The sequence below is a fragment of the Ruegeria sp. N11 genome (assembly GCF_056531525.1).
On the sequence record NZ_JBQFLX010000006.1, the window covers coordinates 190,589 to 205,966 of the forward strand.

Genomic DNA, 15,378 nt, shown 5'->3' on the forward strand with positions numbered 1-15,378 from the left:
CTTGGAATCCGGTCGGGACATCAGCTTTTTTCGGAGCTTGACAAAGAAGGGCGGGTTGTTTCACGGTGATTGAAACGTTTCAATGAACTTAAACCGGTGTAAATGCGGATATCAGCCCAGCTATATACCGTGCGCCAGCTTGGCGATCTGCGATCTCAGCTTGATCTGGTCGCGCGCTGCGGATTTGCCGATGTTGAGACGGTCGGGTTTTACGGTCTCTCTGTATCGGAAATGATTAAGCAGGTGCGGCAATCCGGATTGAAGGTTCGGTCGGCACATTTTGAATGGGAAGACTTCGAAAGCCGGTTCCAAGAAATCATCACCTTGCTGAAGGGTTTGGAATGCCGAGTGGCCGTCATGCCTTGGCTGGCGCCCGAGGCCAGGCCCGACACTGCCCAGGGATGGTGGGTAGTGTCGGGCCAGTTGGCAAGCTGGGCCGCGCGTCTGGCTGAGCACGGCATATGTCTGGCGTATCACAACCATGACTTTGAACTGGTCGGCCCCAGGGGCGAAACGCCGCTGGATATCATATTGTCCAGAAAGGCGTTGTATTGGCAGCCGGATATAGGATGGCTGGCATCTGCCGTTTCGGAACCCCACCATCTACTGAACCGATATTCCAACCGGATAACGTCGGCGCACGCAAAGGACGTGAAGCCCCGAGCCGGGCCCGAGGATGATCTCTGGTGTGCGCCGGGGCAGGGGCTGGTCGACTGGGCGCTGGTGTTGCAGGCCCTGGCCGACAGTGCCTGCACTGACATTTTTGTCGAACATGACGACACGCAAAACCACGCCGAAATACTCAAATCCGGTCGTCTTTTCCTGTGCGACCAGTTTTTGGCCGGGGTCGGGTAATGGCGCGGGCGACGATCAAGTCGATAGCCAGACAAACCGGCTATTCGGTGGGAACCGTTTCCAATGCGCTGCGCGGGGCGGCTTCGGTCAAGGCGGAAACGCGCGAAGTGATCCAGGCCGCAGCAGCTAAAATGGGCTATCGGGTCAATCTGGACGGGCTGAAACTGCGCACCAACAAATCCTATCGCATTGCGGTTTTGGTCAGCGTATCCCCGGACACGGCCGATGAGTGGGAAGGGGTGGAGTTCACCCGTATCGTGGCTGGAATCTCCAGTGCCCTTCAGGGGTCGCGGTATGAGTTGAGTGTGTTCAGCGTCTCGGACGTCACAGATGCAATGGCAAAACTGGGCCGGATTGTTCAGGACGGGCTGGCCGATGGTGTGATCTTCTCCGGTACATTACACGACGATCCGCGCATCGCGTTCCTGCAGAAAAAAGACTTTCCCTTCGTCACCATGGGCATGAGCGAAAGTGAAGCCCCACATGCTTACGTCGATCTGGACAGTCAGGCCGCAGCGCATGATGCAACGGCGCGCCTGATCCGGCTTGGGCACCGACGTATCGCCTTGGCCAACCCGCCAAAGAATCTGATCTATGCGACGCAACGACAGCAAGGCTATGCCACCGCACTGTTGGCCGGTGGTTTGCCGGTAGAGCCGGAACTGATCTTCAACGGTCCGGTCACTGCAAAAACGGGGCAGCGGGTTTTCGATGATCTGATGCGCCTGCCGAACCGACCCAGCGCCTGCATATGCGCAAACGAAGCGATGACGCTTGGTGTATTGTCCGGCGCGCATCGCGCTGGCGTCAGGATTGGGCGGGATCTTGTGGTCATCTCGACCGATGACCTGCAACTCAGTCGGTACTTCGTGCCGCCACCCAGCACCTATTATGTTCCGATCGAAGAGACCAGCCAATTGCTGGGCGAGTACATGCTGAAAACGCTGGAGGGGGCCGACCCCACAAGGACACAAAAAAAGATCAGGGCCAGATTGATCGAGCGGCAACCTGACACCGCCGCGCCGCAAACGGCGCACACAAATTGAACCAACAGAGGAGTAGACGAAAATGTTCAAGAACTTGTTTGCCGCAGCGGCGCTGACCGCGCTGACCGCACCCGTGGCCATGGCCGCCGATCTGGAAGGGCGCGTGCTCAAAATCGGAACCGATGCCACCTATCCACCGATGGAAACCGTTGATGAATCCACCGGCCAGATCGTGGGTTTTGACGTGGATGTGATGAACGCGATCTGTGAAAAGGTGAATTGCGTTCCGAACTTCGTGAACACCGCGTGGGACGGCATCTTTGCGGCGCTTCAACAGGGCGAATTCGATCTGGTGATCTCGGGCGTGTCGATCACGCCGGAACGCGAAGAAACCATGGATTTCTCGGACCCCTATATCGTGGTCAGCCAGGCCATCCTGCTGCAGGTCGATAACTCTGACATGACACTGGATGACTTCAAGGCTGGCGGCCAGAAACTGGCGGCGCAAACCGGTACCACCAATGCGCAGCTGGCCGAAGAACTGGTCGGGCGTGAGAATGTCAGCCTGTATGATAATTTCTCGGCCGCCATTTTGGCGCTGCAGAACGCCGATGTGCAGGGCGTCATCATCGACGGAACTTCGGCTGCGGCGTACGAGCAGGAGTTTGCAGGTGAACTGACCGTGGGCATCACCGGTCTGCAGTCCGATCCGCTGGGCATCGTGTTTCAGGAAGGTGACGCCACCGTTGACGCGATCAACGAAGGGCTGGCGGCGATCAAGGAAGATGGCACGCTGGATGCCCTGGTCGGCAAGTACTGGAGTACCGAGTGATCCTCTGAACGAACAGAAGGTCCGGCGGTTCTGACCGCCGGATCCAACCCCAGCAGAGAGGTCGAAGAAATCCCATGTCCCGCCTCAGCTCGATCCGGCCGAGCAATCTTGTATTGCTCGCCGCGGCTCCGTTTATCATCTATCTCTTTGCAACGTCTTCAAAATATCTGCGATCCCTGATTGCCATTCTGGGTATTGGCAACAATGCAGGCGCGATCTTTGTCGGGTTCCTGCTGATCCTGACAGTAGCCGCGCTGGGTTATCTGTGCGCCCGCAGCGCCCGGTTTCAGACGGTCGCGCCCTTGTGGTTGCGCGGTGCAGCCTTGGCGGCATTGCCAGCGGCCGCAGCGCTGGCGGTTCTGGGCTTCGTGGCCCCACAAATTTTGATGCCATTTGCCGAATCCGTGTTCTTTCACGCACTCAGCGAAAATACGTCAGCGCTTATAGACCGATCAGAACAGACATGGGTTCTTTTTCCGAAAGTGGTTCAACAGGTTCAGAGCGGTTTGCAGATACTGCTTTGCGTTTATGCGGCTTTGGTAGCCGTGATCTTGATTTCGCCAAACCTGCCAACTGCGATGCGCGGGTATGTCCGGTTGGGGCTAGAGATTCTTACCGGTGCCGCACTGTTTTATCTGATGTTCATGGCGCACTGGCAGTTTGCGACCGGTGTCGCAATCACCTTCCGGGCGGCAATATTTGCCTATATCTTTGCCGCGATCCTGGGGCTGATCTGGGTCGGATTGCAATCTTTCAAGCCCAAGGCCAGAACAACGGTGGTCTATGGCTCGATCAGTCTGGCCCTGCTGGCAGTCTCGGCCTTTTTCTTCATGCAGCCGCAGGTCAGCTATGAACTGATCGGTACAACCGAGGCCCGCATTGCCATTGTGCGCGGTACGCCGCAGGCGCAGGCAGACATCATTCGGTTTGGCGAATTCGAGGGCGGCGAAGGTCAGCAATATCGCATTCGCAGCGCACCCGATGCCGCCAGCGCACTGGATCAGATCGAGTCCGTGGACAGCGTGTCGGGTGCCTTTGTTCCCGCCGGGACAAATACCAAAGGGTATCCGGTGATCTGGCAGACCACTTTCCTACCCGACAAATACCGAAACCCGGCACTGGCCTTTGCGGTTTTCGGCTTTCTGCTTCTGACCCTGACGATAGGTGGGGCGCAGCACAAGCTGCATCCTCTTGCGGTCGGGGCCGAGTTCTTTGTGGACACGATACGGGGCATACCGATGCTGGTGATCATCCTTTATATCGGTCTCCCGTTGGCGGGCGCGGTCAAGGATGCCACTGGCGGCGGCATCGACATGACCAATATGACCCGCGGTATCATCGCCATTTCGGTGGGCTATTCGGCTTATATGGCCGAAATCTTCCGGTCCGGCATCGAAGCCATCCCACGTGGACAGATCGAGGCGGGCGGATCACTGGGCCTGTCGCGCTGGCAGACCGCGCGGCTGATCATTCTGCCACAAGCGCTGCGGATCGTGACCCCCCCATTGGGCAATGAATTCATCGCCATGATCAAAGATACGTCATTGCTGTCAATTCTGTCGGTGCGCGATATGACTCAGCGCATGCGCGAGTTTCAGGCCGCCAGCTTTCTGCCGTTCGCTCCGTTTAACACCGCGGCCATTCTGTACGTGGTCATTACCCTTGGCTGCGCCAGTTTCCTGAAATGGATCGAGCGGCGAACCGCAAGAGAAAACAGATGAGTAAACTGGAACTTGGGGTCTGCTACTACCCGGAACAATGGGACGCGTCACAATGGCGTGACGATGCTGCGCGGATGGCGGACATGGGGCTGGACTGGGTGCGCATTGCCGAGTTCACCTGGGGTCTGATTGAGCCTGAGCGCGGGCGGTTCAAATGGGGCTGGCTGGACGAGGTGATTGGCATTCTGGGCGAGGCTGGCTTGCGCGTGATGATGTCCACGCCAACTGCCGCGCCGCCGAAATGGTTGATTGATCAGCATCCTGAGATCCTTCCTGTGGGTCCGGATGGCCGGGTGCGCGGGTTCGGATCGCGCAGGCATTACTGTTTCTCCAGCGACATTTACCTGGCCGAAGCCAGGCGGATCGCCACCGAATATGCCCGCCGTTACGGGCAAAACCCCTGTGTTCACGCCTGGCAGATCGACAATGAATACAATGACCATGATACCGTTCTCAGCTATTCGGACGCGGCGCGCCGCGGTTTTCAGCGCTGGCTGGCCGAGCGGTACGCGACGATTGAAAACCTGAACCGGACTTGGGGAACGGTTTTCTGGAGCACGGTCTATTCGGACTTTGAGCAGATCGGGCTGCCGAACGGGTTGGTTGCCATGCCCAACCCGACCCACTCGCTTGATTTCGCGCGGTATTCTTCGGACCGGGTGCGGCTGTTCAATCGGACCCAGGTGGATATCCTGCGGCAGTTTTCACCGGGACGGGACATCACGCATAACTTCATGGCGGGCAGTTTCGAGTTTGATCATCACGCCGTTGGTGCTGATCTGGACATCGTGGGTTTTGACAGTTACCCGCTGGGAAACTTGCTAGGTTCGACGCTGACGGACGAGGAAAAGCACCGGTACCTACGCACCGGGGCACCGGATTATCAGGGGTTTCACTGCGATCTTTACCGAAGTCAGGGAAATGGCCGGATGTGGGTGCTGGAACAGCAGCCAGGTCCGGTGGATTGGGCAGAGAAAAACCCCTCGCCAGCGGATGGAATGGTGCGGCTATGGACGTGGGCGGCCTATGCGCACGGCGCGCAGGCAGTGATGTTTTTTCGGTGGCGCCAGGCCAAGTTCGCTCAGGAACAATTCCACACTGCTTTGCAGAGATCGGATGGCAGCCCTGATCAGGCATCGGTTGAGCTGGCGCAGGTTGCAGGGGAACGCGAAAACCTGCCGGAACAAGTCCGTGACCGGGCGCAGGTCGCCATGCTGCTGGATTACGAGTCGATTTGGGCTGCGGACATCCTTCCGCATGACGATGCTTTTCCAAACGCGCAGATCGTGCGTGATTGGTATGCCGCATTCCGGCGGTATGGGGTGGATCTGGATTTCGTGGGGCCGGACAGCGATTTGTCCGACTATGCGCTGGTTGTATTGCCACAAAGCATGATCATCACACCCGATCTTGCCGAGAAGTTGAAGAACTGCACGGCAAAATTGCTGATCGGCGCACGCTCTGGCAGTAAAACGCCCGACATGCATACCCCCGAGGGGCTGGCACCCGGACTTTTGTCAGATTTGACCGGACTGCGTGTCCTGCGGGTGGAGTCGCTGCCGGATTTGGCGGCAGAACGCGTTCGCCTGACTGGTGGAGAGATGCATGTGTTCACAGGCTGGCGCGAGATCGTGGAGACGGATCAGGAGGTTATCGCGCGATTCGAAAGCCCCTACCGCGATGGAAGTCCGGCGGCCGTGCGTTCGGCGCGCGCCACTTACCTGGCGATGATTCCGCGAAAAGGGCTGCTGCACGCGATTGTCGCCGAAACTTTGGACTGGGCAGGAGTAATTGGCAGTGATCTTGGGCCTGACGTGCGCATCACCCGCCGTGGCGACCTGACATTCGCATTCAATTTTGGTGACGTCGCAGTAACATTGCCAGAAGACAAAAGCCGCCGATTTTTGGTCGGACGAGCCAGTATTGGCCCGTGTGACCTGGCCATCTGGCGTGATGGCTCAGTGGCTTAACCAGGTTTTCCAATCGGTTGGCCGACGATCTGGACCTATTATTTTTGTCAACTGTCACTTTTGGCCTGACAGGCTTGCCGCAAAGTTCTAGCCTGCGACTACAAAACAAAAACAAGACGTTCCAACAATGGGAGTACACTCAATGGAAAACCGTAAAACTGTAACACGTCGTACAGTCCTTAAAGGGGCCGGTGCAGCGGCGCTGGCAGCGCCACTATACAGCAAGTCCGCTTTGGCATCTTCGGGTGAGATCAACATCCTGATGTGGTCGGATTACCTGCCGCCGTCCTTCATCGAAGAGTTCGAGACCCTGACTGGTATCAAGGTCAACTACACCGGTATCGGGTCGAACGAAGAAATCATCAACAAGATGAAGGCCACCAAAGGCCAGGGCTTTGACATCATCTCGCCCACCAACAACCGCTCGCTCCAGTGGGAGCCGCTGGAACTGCTGCAGCCGTTTGACATGAACAAGGTTCCGATTGATCTGGTGAACCCGGCGATGGCGAAGATCGGCACGGATGCCTGGAACTTCGGCGATAGTGGCGCGCACTGGCTGCCGCATATCTGGGGCACCGAAGGCATCGCATATCGCACTGATCTGTGGCTGCCTGAAGGCGACGCACCGTCTTATGGCGACGTCTGGTCCGAGGAAAACGCCGGCAAGACCATGGGCCGTGCGCACTCGATGATGCTGGGTGCCGGTCTTTATATGGAGCGTTCCGGTGAGATGGAGCCGGGTTCGGTCTGGGCCGCATATGGCGACGAAGAGACCATGCGCAAGGTCTGGGGTCAGATCGCCGACTGGTGCATCGCGCGCAAGGACCGGATCAAGCTGATCTGGAACGACGCGGACACACAGAAGAACGGTCTTTTGAATGAAGGCGTCGTTGTCGGCCAAACATGGGACGGCCCGCCGCTGGCCCTGAAATCTGCCGGTGAGCCTGTGCACTATCAGGCGCCTGTTGAAGGTGCGATGGCCTGGGTTGACGGTATTTCGATGCCGTCAGGTGCGGCGAATATCGACCAAGTCTATGCGTTCATCGACTTTGCCTATCAAGCCAAGCCTGCCGGTGTTGCAATTGACAGCCACGGCTACAACTCGCCGGTGCTGGGTGCCGACCAATATTCGGGCGACACCTACAAGAAGAACTTCGCCGAGGCCTATCCAGGCGACTCGCTGGCCAACCTCAATCCGTGGCCGGCCGAAGCACCTTGGTACGCGGAAACCCGGACCGAGTTCGTCAACAAGTTCAAGAGCGCCTGATCGCCTTGAAATCTGGCCCCTCGCGCTGGCGCGGGGGGCTGTTTCCGTACGCCGCCCCGGTGCGACGGACAGAAATGTGACACGGTCGCGGGCCGTGCTCCAGGGAGATACCAAAAATGAGTGCAGGGGTCGGAGTCGATCTGGAAAACCTGTGGATCCGTTTCGGTGATTTTGTCGCCGTGCGAGATGCGAACGTAAACATCAACGGGGGCGACTTCTTTTCGTTCCTCGGCCCCTCGGGCTGCGGCAAGACAACCATCCTGCGCGCCGTGTCGGGTTTTCTGGAGCCGAGTGAAGGGAACGTCCTGATCGGCGGCAACAATATGCGGGGGATCGGGCCCAACAAGCGTCCTACTGCGCTGATCTTTCAGAACCTGGCCCTGTTTCCGCTGATGAAGGTCTGGGAAAACATCACCTTCTCTATGGAAATCAAGGGCGCCAGCGCTGCCGAACGTCGCAAACGTGCGGACGAACTGCTGGATATGATCGCGCTGCCGGGGCAGGGCGACAAACTGCCCAGCGAATTGTCGGGCGGTCAGCGTCAGCGTGTGGCAATCGCACGTGCCCTGTGTGCCGAACCCGATGTTCTGTTGCTGGACGAACCACTGTCCGCCCTGGACCTCAAGCTGCGCCAGCACATGCGGACCGAACTGCGAGAAATTCAACAGCGTGTGGGCATCACCTTTATCTACATCACCCACGATCAGGGTGAGGCGCTGACCATGTCGGACAACATCGCCGTTATGCGAGCAGGTGTCATCGACCAGATCGCCGACGGTAAAACCATTTACAACGATCCCAATACGGCTTTTGCAGCCTCTTTCGTGGGCGAAAACAACGTCTTCCGCGGCAAGATCAAGCAAGTGATGGGCAATGAGGCCCTGATTTCGACCAACCGCTCGGGTGAGCTGGTTGCACGGATTTCGACCGCCAATCAGGGCAAGATGAAGGAAGGCGACGACGCGATGATGTTCATCCGTCCCGAAGCCTTCGCCATAGCGCCGGACAGTGCAACGGGCAATCATTTCGTCACTGCCCGCGTCAACCACGAAGAATTCGAGGGCAACGTCTTTAACATTTTCACCGAAGGTGAAGGCGGCAAAGAGATCAAAGTGTCGATCCCGAACCACGGACAGTCTTTCGAGGATCACACCGGTCGGAACATCACGCTGGAATACGAGACCCGCAACGCGGTTCTGGTTCCTGCTGGTGAGCTGGCAGCGGAATAAGGGGAAGAACTTATGCCCCGGTTTCTGAAAGAATTTTTCAATCGCAACGGCACCGGCATGGGACTGGCAATTTTGGGTTTGGTGGTCTTCTGGACCATTGGCCTGATCATTTTGCCTCAGCTGTCGATGTTGGACTTCTCTTTCCGTCCAAACCTTCCGCCGCCTGAAATCGGCGGGCCCAAGGACGTTTATACGCTGGAGAACTACAAATACCTGATCTATGGCCCCGAAGGTGGTAGTCAGGATTATAACGTGGTCGATCTGCGGGTGTTCTTTCGAACGCTTGTCGCGGCGGTCTGCGTGACGATCTTCAACCTGATCATCTGTTATCCGATTGCCTATTATCTGGGCCAGACCGAGGGCAATCAAATCCGTATTTTCGCGATCATGTTGATCATTCCATACTGGATCAATGAAATCCTGCGCGCCTTTGCCCTGCGGATTATCTTTGGCGAGACCGGTGTTCTGAATACGCTGTTCGTGGGACTGGGGATATGGGATACGCCGTTCGACTTCATCCGCAACGATATCGCGCTGTATGCCGGCCTAGGCTATGCCTATATCCTGCTGATGATTTTCCCGATGTATAACGTTATTGAAAGTCTGGACAAAAACCAGATCGAAGCGGCGCGGGATCTGGGTGCGCCCTGGTGGCGGATTCACTGGCGCGTGGTCATTCCATATGCCAAACCGGGTATCAGTTCTGGCTGTACCATGGTGTTCATGCTGTCCGCCGGTGCGCTGGCCGCGCCACAGATTCTGGGCGGTCCATCGTCGCTGTGGTTCACGCAGCTGATCTATCAGCAGTTCAACGACAACAATGACTGGCCGCAGGGGGCCGCCTACGCCATCGTGCTGCTGGTGACCTGTATCCTGTTCGTTCTGGCGATGATGCGTGTGTTCAAAGTGAACATGGGGGACATCGGGAAATGAATAATTCCTTCCTCCGCATAAGCATCTGGGTCTATCTGGTCATCTTTTTCCTGTACCTGCTGGGCCCGCTGGTGATCATGTCGATCACCGCTTTCAACTCGTCCGGGTTCCCGAGGATGAGTCCGTGGGAATGCCTGACCTTCCAGTGGTTCGGCGAGTTGTTTCAGGATCAGCGTATTCTGAATGGCATCAAGAACTCGCTAATCATCGGTGCCGGAACGGTTGTTCTGTCGGTGGCGATGGGTCTGGCCGGGGCGCTGATGCTGACCCAGATCTGGCCCAAGCTTCGCGCGACCTACTACACCGTCATCATCGCGCCGATCCTGATCCCAGGTGTTGTTCTGGGTATCTCGACCCTGGTCTTTTGGGACAGGATCAACCGGTTTCTGGGCCTGGGGGCTGACAGCTTCCTGTCCAACGGTATCTTCCTGACGGTGATCGGCCAGTCCACCTTTATTGCCAGCTATTGCATGCTGGTGCTGGTAGCGCGTCTGCAGCGCTATGATGTGGCATTGACCGAAGCGGCGCTGGATCTCGGGGCAAGCCATGCCCAGGCGTTCCGCAAGATTCTGTTGCCCTTCATGCGCCCTGCGATTGCGTCGGCGGCAGTGTTGGCGTTCCTCGCTTCGTTCGAGAACTACAACACGACCACCTTCACCTTCGGTGAATACCCGACCCTGACAATCGAACTGGCGCAGAAGGTCCGCTATGGTATCACGCCTGCGATCTCGGCCCTGGCCTTCATCATCGTGGCGCTGACCGTGTTCTTTGCCTTGCTGAACGAGGCAAAGCTGAAACGTCAGGAACTGGTCGCGGCGGCCCGCAAACAGGCCACGGTTGAGGAATTGGCTGGCAAGATCAAACTGCCCAGCTTCTTTTCAGGCAACACCGCCGCCGTATTGCTGGTTATCTTCTCGGTCGCAACGATCACCGTTGTGGGTACTGCTACGGCGTATAACCCCGCGCAGTGCATTGCCAACGTGAAAGAAGAGAAGCGCCTGGAGGCAGAACAGCGGATTCAGGAGCTGCGCAAGCAGCGCGAAGAACAGCGCAAAAAGCGCGAGGCGGAACAGGCCGAACAGGGCGACGCCCAGCAATCGGCTCCGAAGCCGTCGAACAACAGCGGCTTTGGAAACGTGTTCGCGCCAAATACACTGGGCGGAGAGGAGAGCGACGGTGCTTCGGAACCCGAAGAACAGCCCTCGGATTCGAACGGTGGAAGCGGCGGTTTCGGCGGGGCATTTGACCCCAACAGCCTGAACAGCGGCGACTAGACGTAACTCGCCCAACACCAGACCACCGCCCGGACAAGTCAGTCTTGTTCGGGCGGTTTGCGATTTAGGATGATCACATCGCATCCATCAATTACATGGCCGTTCCATTCCACGGGATCAGCGTTGTAGTTAATCAGGATCTCGTGATCCGCAGTTTCGCGGCGGCGCAGGCCACGTGGCATTGGTTGCAAGGACAGGCCAATCTCTTGAGCGGCCAAAGCAATCACGCGGTCCCAAAGGGCCTCGTCCGGAAACCCCGCCAGATACCAAAGCCCATCAGCGCCTTTCAGCGCCGGGGACTTGTCCTGAAACAGAAGCAGATTGGGGGCGTCCCCTGACACGCGGTCGACCCAGTGTTTCGCAGCTCCGCCGCCGACGACCGCGCGGTCAACGTTGGGGGGTAGCGTTTCCACAAGGTCAACATTGCAACTAAGTGCCTTCAGGCCGGGACGGCCTGTCTGGGGTATTTGAAATTCAGATGTGATTGCCCCTGTTCGGGGCCCGAGGATGGCGAGATCACAGCTTTCCGACAGCCTGCTTTCAAACCCGTCATCCAGCGTTGCCAGACCGGGGGCAAGGATCAGCCTGTACTTTTCCGCGGACTTGTCCGCTGAAGTTACGAAATCAACAGACAACCCAGCACGGCGAAGGGCGCAATAGGCCGAAAAAACCAGCCGAAAGTAATCGAAACCGGCACCTTGCGGCTGTGTTCTCCAAGCCCAGTCCGAGGCGTAGTCGAACACGATTGCAACTGGAGCACGCGATGGCCTCACTTCCCCCAATCCGGTCAGAACGTCTGCGGTCTGCCTGACCTCATCCAATGCAGGAGCGGGGCGATTGTCCGGTGTCAACAGACCGGCATGCATCTGTTCCTGCCCGAACGGGGCCTGCCGCCAACGAAAGTAGCTGATCACCTCGGCACCATGGGCAACGGCCTCAAGGGACCAAAGCCGAACCATTCCGGGCAGGGGGGCTGGGTTATAGGGGGCCCAGTTCACCGGTCCGGGCTGTTGTTCCATCACCCACCAGCGCCCGTGACCAACTGCACGATAAAGATCATGGTGAAAGGCCTGCATGTCCGGATCACCCTGCTGCAGAAACGCAGATTTATTATCCTCATCCGCTTCAAGCCTGTCAGACAGAAAACCGATGGGATAGCTGTCCCACGTGGCGATATCGAGGTCTTTGCCCACCGCGAAATGGTCGAATTCCAACACGCGGCCCATGTAGTTGTGCAGCAATGGTGCACCCGTCAGCGGACGCAGTTCATCTACCTGCACCTTATTGAAAGCCGCGACCTGATCAGAACTGAAGCGACGAAAGGCCAGGACATGCGCCGGGTTCGGCTCGGTCACCGTCAGGTTTGGAAGGTCGATCTGGTCGAATTCACTGTATTCCATTGACCAGAACACGTTACCCCAGGCTTCATTCAGCGCGTCTATGCTCGTGTATTCGGCGGCGAGCCAAAGGCGGAAAGCCTGCAAGGCCGCCGGACTGTAGCTGATTGTGGTGTCATGACAGCCGTATTCGTTGTCGATTTGCCAGGCCACGACATGAGGATTGCGCCCGTACCGCTCACCCATGATCCGGGCGATGCGGCCACATTCGTTCGCGTAACCCTTGTGACTGAAGCAATAGTGACGCCTCGATCCAAACTTTCGAGGGTTCCCCACAACGTCCACTGCCAGCATGTCCGGATGACGGTCCAGCATCCAGCGTGGTGGTGTTGCCGTTGGCGTACCCAGAACAATCTTCAGACCGGCCGAGCCAAGCGTTTCAATCGCCCGGTCCAGCCAGTCGAACTGCAATTCTCCCGGTTGCGGTTCCATCCGGCTCCAGGCAAATTCCCCGATCCGAACCCAATGCAGGCCGGCCTCGATCATGCTTCTGGCGTCATTCTCCCACATTTCCTCGGGCCAATGTTCGGGATAATAGCAAACGCCCAATTCCGGCTTCATAGGATGACCCGATATTCTGCCCGACCCTGACCAGCGCCGTGGGCGGCGAAGGTCATGCCATTGGTGGGTTGTGCTTCGATTGCGTCCGTATCCAGACCCTGGCGGGCCGTTGTGCAGAACAAAGTGGTCAGGTCTTCACCACCGAATGCGGGGCACGAGGTGTGGGCGGCCGGAACGGAAACCGCGCGGAGAAAACTGCCCTCGGGACTATAAACAGCGACACGGCCAGCCCCCCATTGCGCGATCCAGATGTTGCCTGCGGCATCCGTTACGGCTCCGTCAGGGTTCAGCCCGGCTTCGCGAAAGTCCAGAAACACCGAGCTGTCGCCAATGGGCCAACCGGTTTTGCCCTCCAGTTTCCAACGACGCACCTGCCCGGCAGCGGTGTCCGCGAAATACGCGCAGGACATATCAGGCGAGAAGCAAATCGCGTTCGTGATTGTCACGTCCGGGACCAGTTTTCGCAACTCTCCCCGCCAATATCTGTAGATCGCCCCGGCGCCGTGTTCAGCCTGTTTACCCATGGTCCCGATCCAGAACCCGCCCCAAGGGTCAGCCCGCCCGTCATTCGAACGTGTTACCCGGTTATCGGCTTCAAGCGGTGTGACCAGTTCCTTTCTGCCATTGCTCAGGCCAAAGCGCCACAATCCCGTTTCCGACGCAATCAGTAACGTGTCGAGATCCACCCAGCCAGCTGCAGAAACATGTTCGGCAAGATCCCAGCTTTTTTGCCCGGATTGATCCCTTGTCATCAGGCACCGGTTAAGGATGTCAAACCAGAACAACTGCTGCCGTTCCGGATGCCAGAGCGGCCCTTCGCCCAACGCGCAGGGACGATCGTCATAGATTTCGGTCATTCCACGGCCTCATCATACGCCGCCACGATCTGTCCGGCGCGGTCGGCAATGTCCGTGACACTCATTCCCGGTTTGAACAGGGCTGATCCGATTCCGAAACCGTCCGCGCCAGCCCTGATCCAGTCCCGGAAATTGTCCGGGCCCGCGCCGCCGACGGCAAACACCAGTGTTCCGTCGGGAAGGACAGGGCGCAACGCTGCCAGTCCCATGGGACCGGCAAGAATGCCGGGAAAAAGTTTCAACCCGGTGGCGCCGGCGCGAAGTGCAGCGAATGCCTCGGTTGGTGTGTAGACGCCCGGCCAGCTTTGCATGTTCAGCGCGACCGATTTGCTGATGACATCCACATCGCAATTCGGGGAAACGATCAGTTTTCCACCAGCGGCTGCAACCGCCTCGGCCTGTTCTGGTGTCAGCACGGTTCCTGCACCAATAAGGGCGCGATCGCCGAAGGTGGCGGACAAAATGCGGATGCTCTCCAGCGGGTCAGGAGAGTTCAGGGGGACTTCGATCCGGTCGATACCGGCCTCAAGCAGCGCTTGACCAACTGGGGCTGCCTCATCCGGGCGCAATCCGCGCAAAATGGCTATGATCGGACGGCTCATGCGGTTTGCCTCGTGAGTTGACGCGCTTGAGCCAGACCTGCCAGTGTTACTAAAGTGGCGTCCGCCGTTTCCACAAACGCACCTTGTAGCTGTAGCGCCTTGGCGTAAACCTCTGATGGTCCTTCCGCGCCAATGATGGCCAGTTGTTGGCCCAGCCAGTAGGCGCGCGTGGCTGCAAGTTCCGCACCGATCAGCAGACCGGACAAGCGCGCACGCGCCACGTCCTTGCCCTGGCCATGCAGCAGGTCGGCTGCGCGCAGGCCGAACAGACGGGCCGCCATCTGCTCCGGCTTTGAAAGGATGTCTGTTACGGCTTCCGCAAAAGCGGCATCATCCCAGCCGGTGCCAACCGAGTGTTGCAGGACCGATTGTCCCTGAAGCAGATCAAACATTTCGCCAGTCATGAACGTGCGGAAACTGACGACCTCGCCAGCGCTGACCTGAACCCATTTCGTGTGTGTCCCGGGCAGGCAGATCACACCGTCCCAGTTTGGATGTGTTGCCAGAAATCCTGCGATCTGGGTTTCTTCGCCGCGCATGACATCGGCGGGGTCGTTCTGTTTTAGTCCCGGCACCACAAACGCGCGAATACTCGGATCAGTGCCCGGCACACGGATTGGCATATCCGGAAGCGGCGCGGACGGAACCGCAGAGTAGGGGGCCTCGACCCAACCCTGCCGGGCGCCAACCATGCCGCAGGCAACCACATCGGTCGGGCCGGCGCCAAGCCAGCCTCCAATCAGGTCCAGCAGGACCTGCTGAAAATCGCGCCCCGCAACACGTGACATGCCTCGGTCAGATTGGGCGTGATCCAGCACGGAATCGCCTTGCATTGTCCAGGCGCGCAGATGGGAGGTTCCCCAATCAACCGCGATCCATTCTGTGTTCATGTTC

The 15,378-nt window shown here is 58.2% G+C and carries 13 protein-coding genes; 9 read left to right on the forward strand and 4 right to left on the reverse strand.

The window, feature by feature from the left end; genetic code table 11:
- Nucleotides 1–102 precede the first annotated feature (102 nt).
- From ACR0J8_RS08630 to ACR0J8_RS08670, 9 genes are all read left to right on the forward strand, one after another.
- The gene (locus ACR0J8_RS08630) at nt 103–855 is read left to right on the forward strand and encodes a sugar phosphate isomerase/epimerase family protein (protein ID WP_480523430.1); all 753 of its coding nucleotides are present in this window, start codon (nt 103–105) and stop codon (nt 853–855) included.
- A complete protein-coding gene (locus ACR0J8_RS08635) occupies nt 855–1,901 on the forward strand; it encodes a LacI family DNA-binding transcriptional regulator (RefSeq protein ID WP_170681324.1) in 1,047 nt (348 codons plus the stop codon). The genes ACR0J8_RS08630 and ACR0J8_RS08635 overlap by 1 nt, the downstream gene beginning before the upstream one ends.
- Nucleotides 1,902–1,923: 22 nt before the next feature.
- A complete protein-coding gene (locus tag ACR0J8_RS08640; RefSeq protein WP_170611251.1) occupies nt 1,924–2,673 on the forward strand; it encodes a basic amino acid ABC transporter substrate-binding protein in 750 nt (249 codons plus the stop codon).
- Nucleotides 2,674–2,747: 74 nt separating this feature from the next.
- On the forward strand, nt 2,748–4,394 hold the full coding sequence (locus ACR0J8_RS08645; protein WP_480523432.1) for an amino acid ABC transporter permease: 1,647 nt from the start codon (nt 2,748–2,750) through the stop codon (nt 4,392–4,394).
- Nucleotides 4,391–6,364 (forward strand): beta-galactosidase, encoded by a 1,974-nt coding sequence (locus ACR0J8_RS08650; RefSeq protein ID WP_480889702.1) that lies wholly within the window; start codon nt 4,391–4,393, stop codon nt 6,362–6,364. Before ACR0J8_RS08645 ends, ACR0J8_RS08650 begins: the two co-directional genes overlap by 4 nt.
- 142 nt (nt 6,365–6,506) lie before the next feature.
- A complete protein-coding gene (locus tag ACR0J8_RS08655; protein ID WP_170611241.1) occupies nt 6,507–7,631 on the forward strand; it encodes an extracellular solute-binding protein in 1,125 nt (374 codons plus the stop codon).
- Nucleotides 7,632–7,747: 116 nt separating this feature from the next.
- The gene (locus ACR0J8_RS08660; protein ID WP_170681330.1) at nt 7,748–8,860 is read left to right on the forward strand and encodes an ABC transporter ATP-binding protein; all 1,113 of its coding nucleotides are present in this window, start codon (nt 7,748–7,750) and stop codon (nt 8,858–8,860) included.
- 12 nt (nt 8,861–8,872) lie between these two features.
- Entirely contained in the window at nt 8,873–9,793 is a 921-nt protein-coding gene (locus ACR0J8_RS08665; RefSeq protein WP_170611235.1) for an ABC transporter permease, read from the forward strand.
- Nucleotides 9,790–11,067 carry an ABC transporter permease subunit gene (locus ACR0J8_RS08670; protein ID WP_170611232.1) on the forward strand — a complete coding sequence of 426 codons (1,278 nt, stop codon included), beginning with the start codon at nt 9,790–9,792 and terminating at the stop codon, nt 11,065–11,067. Before ACR0J8_RS08665 ends, ACR0J8_RS08670 begins: the two co-directional genes overlap by 4 nt.
- Nucleotides 11,068–11,105: 38 nt before the next feature.
- Here the strand turns inward: ACR0J8_RS08670 and ACR0J8_RS08675 are convergent, their stop codons facing one another.
- From ACR0J8_RS08675 to ACR0J8_RS08690, 4 genes are read right to left on the reverse strand one after another with little or no spacing between them, the layout of a single operon-like run.
- Complete coding sequence (locus ACR0J8_RS08675) at nt 11,106–13,025, reverse strand: beta-galactosidase (RefSeq protein WP_480889707.1); 1,920 nt, start codon at nt 13,023–13,025, stop codon at nt 11,106–11,108.
- Nucleotides 13,022–13,882 carry an SMP-30/gluconolactonase/LRE family protein gene (locus tag ACR0J8_RS08680; protein WP_480523439.1) on the reverse strand — a complete coding sequence of 287 codons (861 nt, stop codon included), beginning with the start codon at nt 13,880–13,882 and terminating at the stop codon, nt 13,022–13,024. The genes ACR0J8_RS08675 and ACR0J8_RS08680 overlap by 4 nt, the downstream gene beginning before the upstream one ends.
- The gene (locus ACR0J8_RS08685; RefSeq protein ID WP_480523440.1) at nt 13,879–14,484 is read right to left on the reverse strand and encodes a 2-dehydro-3-deoxy-6-phosphogalactonate aldolase; all 606 of its coding nucleotides are present in this window, start codon (nt 14,482–14,484) and stop codon (nt 13,879–13,881) included. Before ACR0J8_RS08685 ends, ACR0J8_RS08680 begins: the two co-directional genes overlap by 4 nt.
- Nucleotides 14,481–15,374, reverse strand: a complete 894-nt coding sequence (locus ACR0J8_RS08690; protein ID WP_480523442.1) for a 2-dehydro-3-deoxygalactonokinase — start codon at nt 15,372–15,374, stop codon at nt 14,481–14,483. Before ACR0J8_RS08690 ends, ACR0J8_RS08685 begins: the two co-directional genes overlap by 4 nt.
- Nucleotides 15,375–15,378 lie beyond the last annotated feature (4 nt).

Coding starts and splice junctions, on each gene's coding strand:
- ACR0J8_RS08680 (WP_480523439.1), bottom strand. CDS start 13,882: ATGACCGAAATCTATGACGATCGTCCCTGCGCGTTGGGCGAAGGGCCG.
- ACR0J8_RS08655 (WP_170611241.1), top strand. CDS start 6,507: ATGGAAAACCGTAAAACTGTAACACGTCGTACAGTCCTTAAAGGGGCC.
- ACR0J8_RS08630 (WP_480523430.1), top strand. CDS start 103: ATGCGGATATCAGCCCAGCTATATACCGTGCGCCAGCTTGGCGATCTG.
- ACR0J8_RS08640 (WP_170611251.1), top strand. CDS start 1,924: ATGTTCAAGAACTTGTTTGCCGCAGCGGCGCTGACCGCGCTGACCGCA.
- ACR0J8_RS08650 (WP_480889702.1), top strand. CDS start 4,391: ATGAGTAAACTGGAACTTGGGGTCTGCTACTACCCGGAACAATGGGAC.
- ACR0J8_RS08685 (WP_480523440.1), bottom strand. CDS start 14,484: ATGAGCCGTCCGATCATAGCCATTTTGCGCGGATTGCGCCCGGATGAG.
- ACR0J8_RS08635 (WP_170681324.1), top strand. CDS start 855: ATGGCGCGGGCGACGATCAAGTCGATAGCCAGACAAACCGGCTATTCG.
- ACR0J8_RS08645 (WP_480523432.1), top strand. CDS start 2,748: ATGTCCCGCCTCAGCTCGATCCGGCCGAGCAATCTTGTATTGCTCGCC.
- ACR0J8_RS08660 (WP_170681330.1), top strand. CDS start 7,748: ATGAGTGCAGGGGTCGGAGTCGATCTGGAAAACCTGTGGATCCGTTTC.
- ACR0J8_RS08690 (WP_480523442.1), bottom strand. CDS start 15,374: ATGAACACAGAATGGATCGCGGTTGATTGGGGAACCTCCCATCTGCGC.
- ACR0J8_RS08675 (WP_480889707.1), bottom strand. CDS start 13,025: ATGAAGCCGGAATTGGGCGTTTGCTATTATCCCGAACATTGGCCCGAG.
- ACR0J8_RS08670 (WP_170611232.1), top strand. CDS start 9,790: ATGAATAATTCCTTCCTCCGCATAAGCATCTGGGTCTATCTGGTCATC.
- ACR0J8_RS08665 (WP_170611235.1), top strand. CDS start 8,873: ATGCCCCGGTTTCTGAAAGAATTTTTCAATCGCAACGGCACCGGCATG.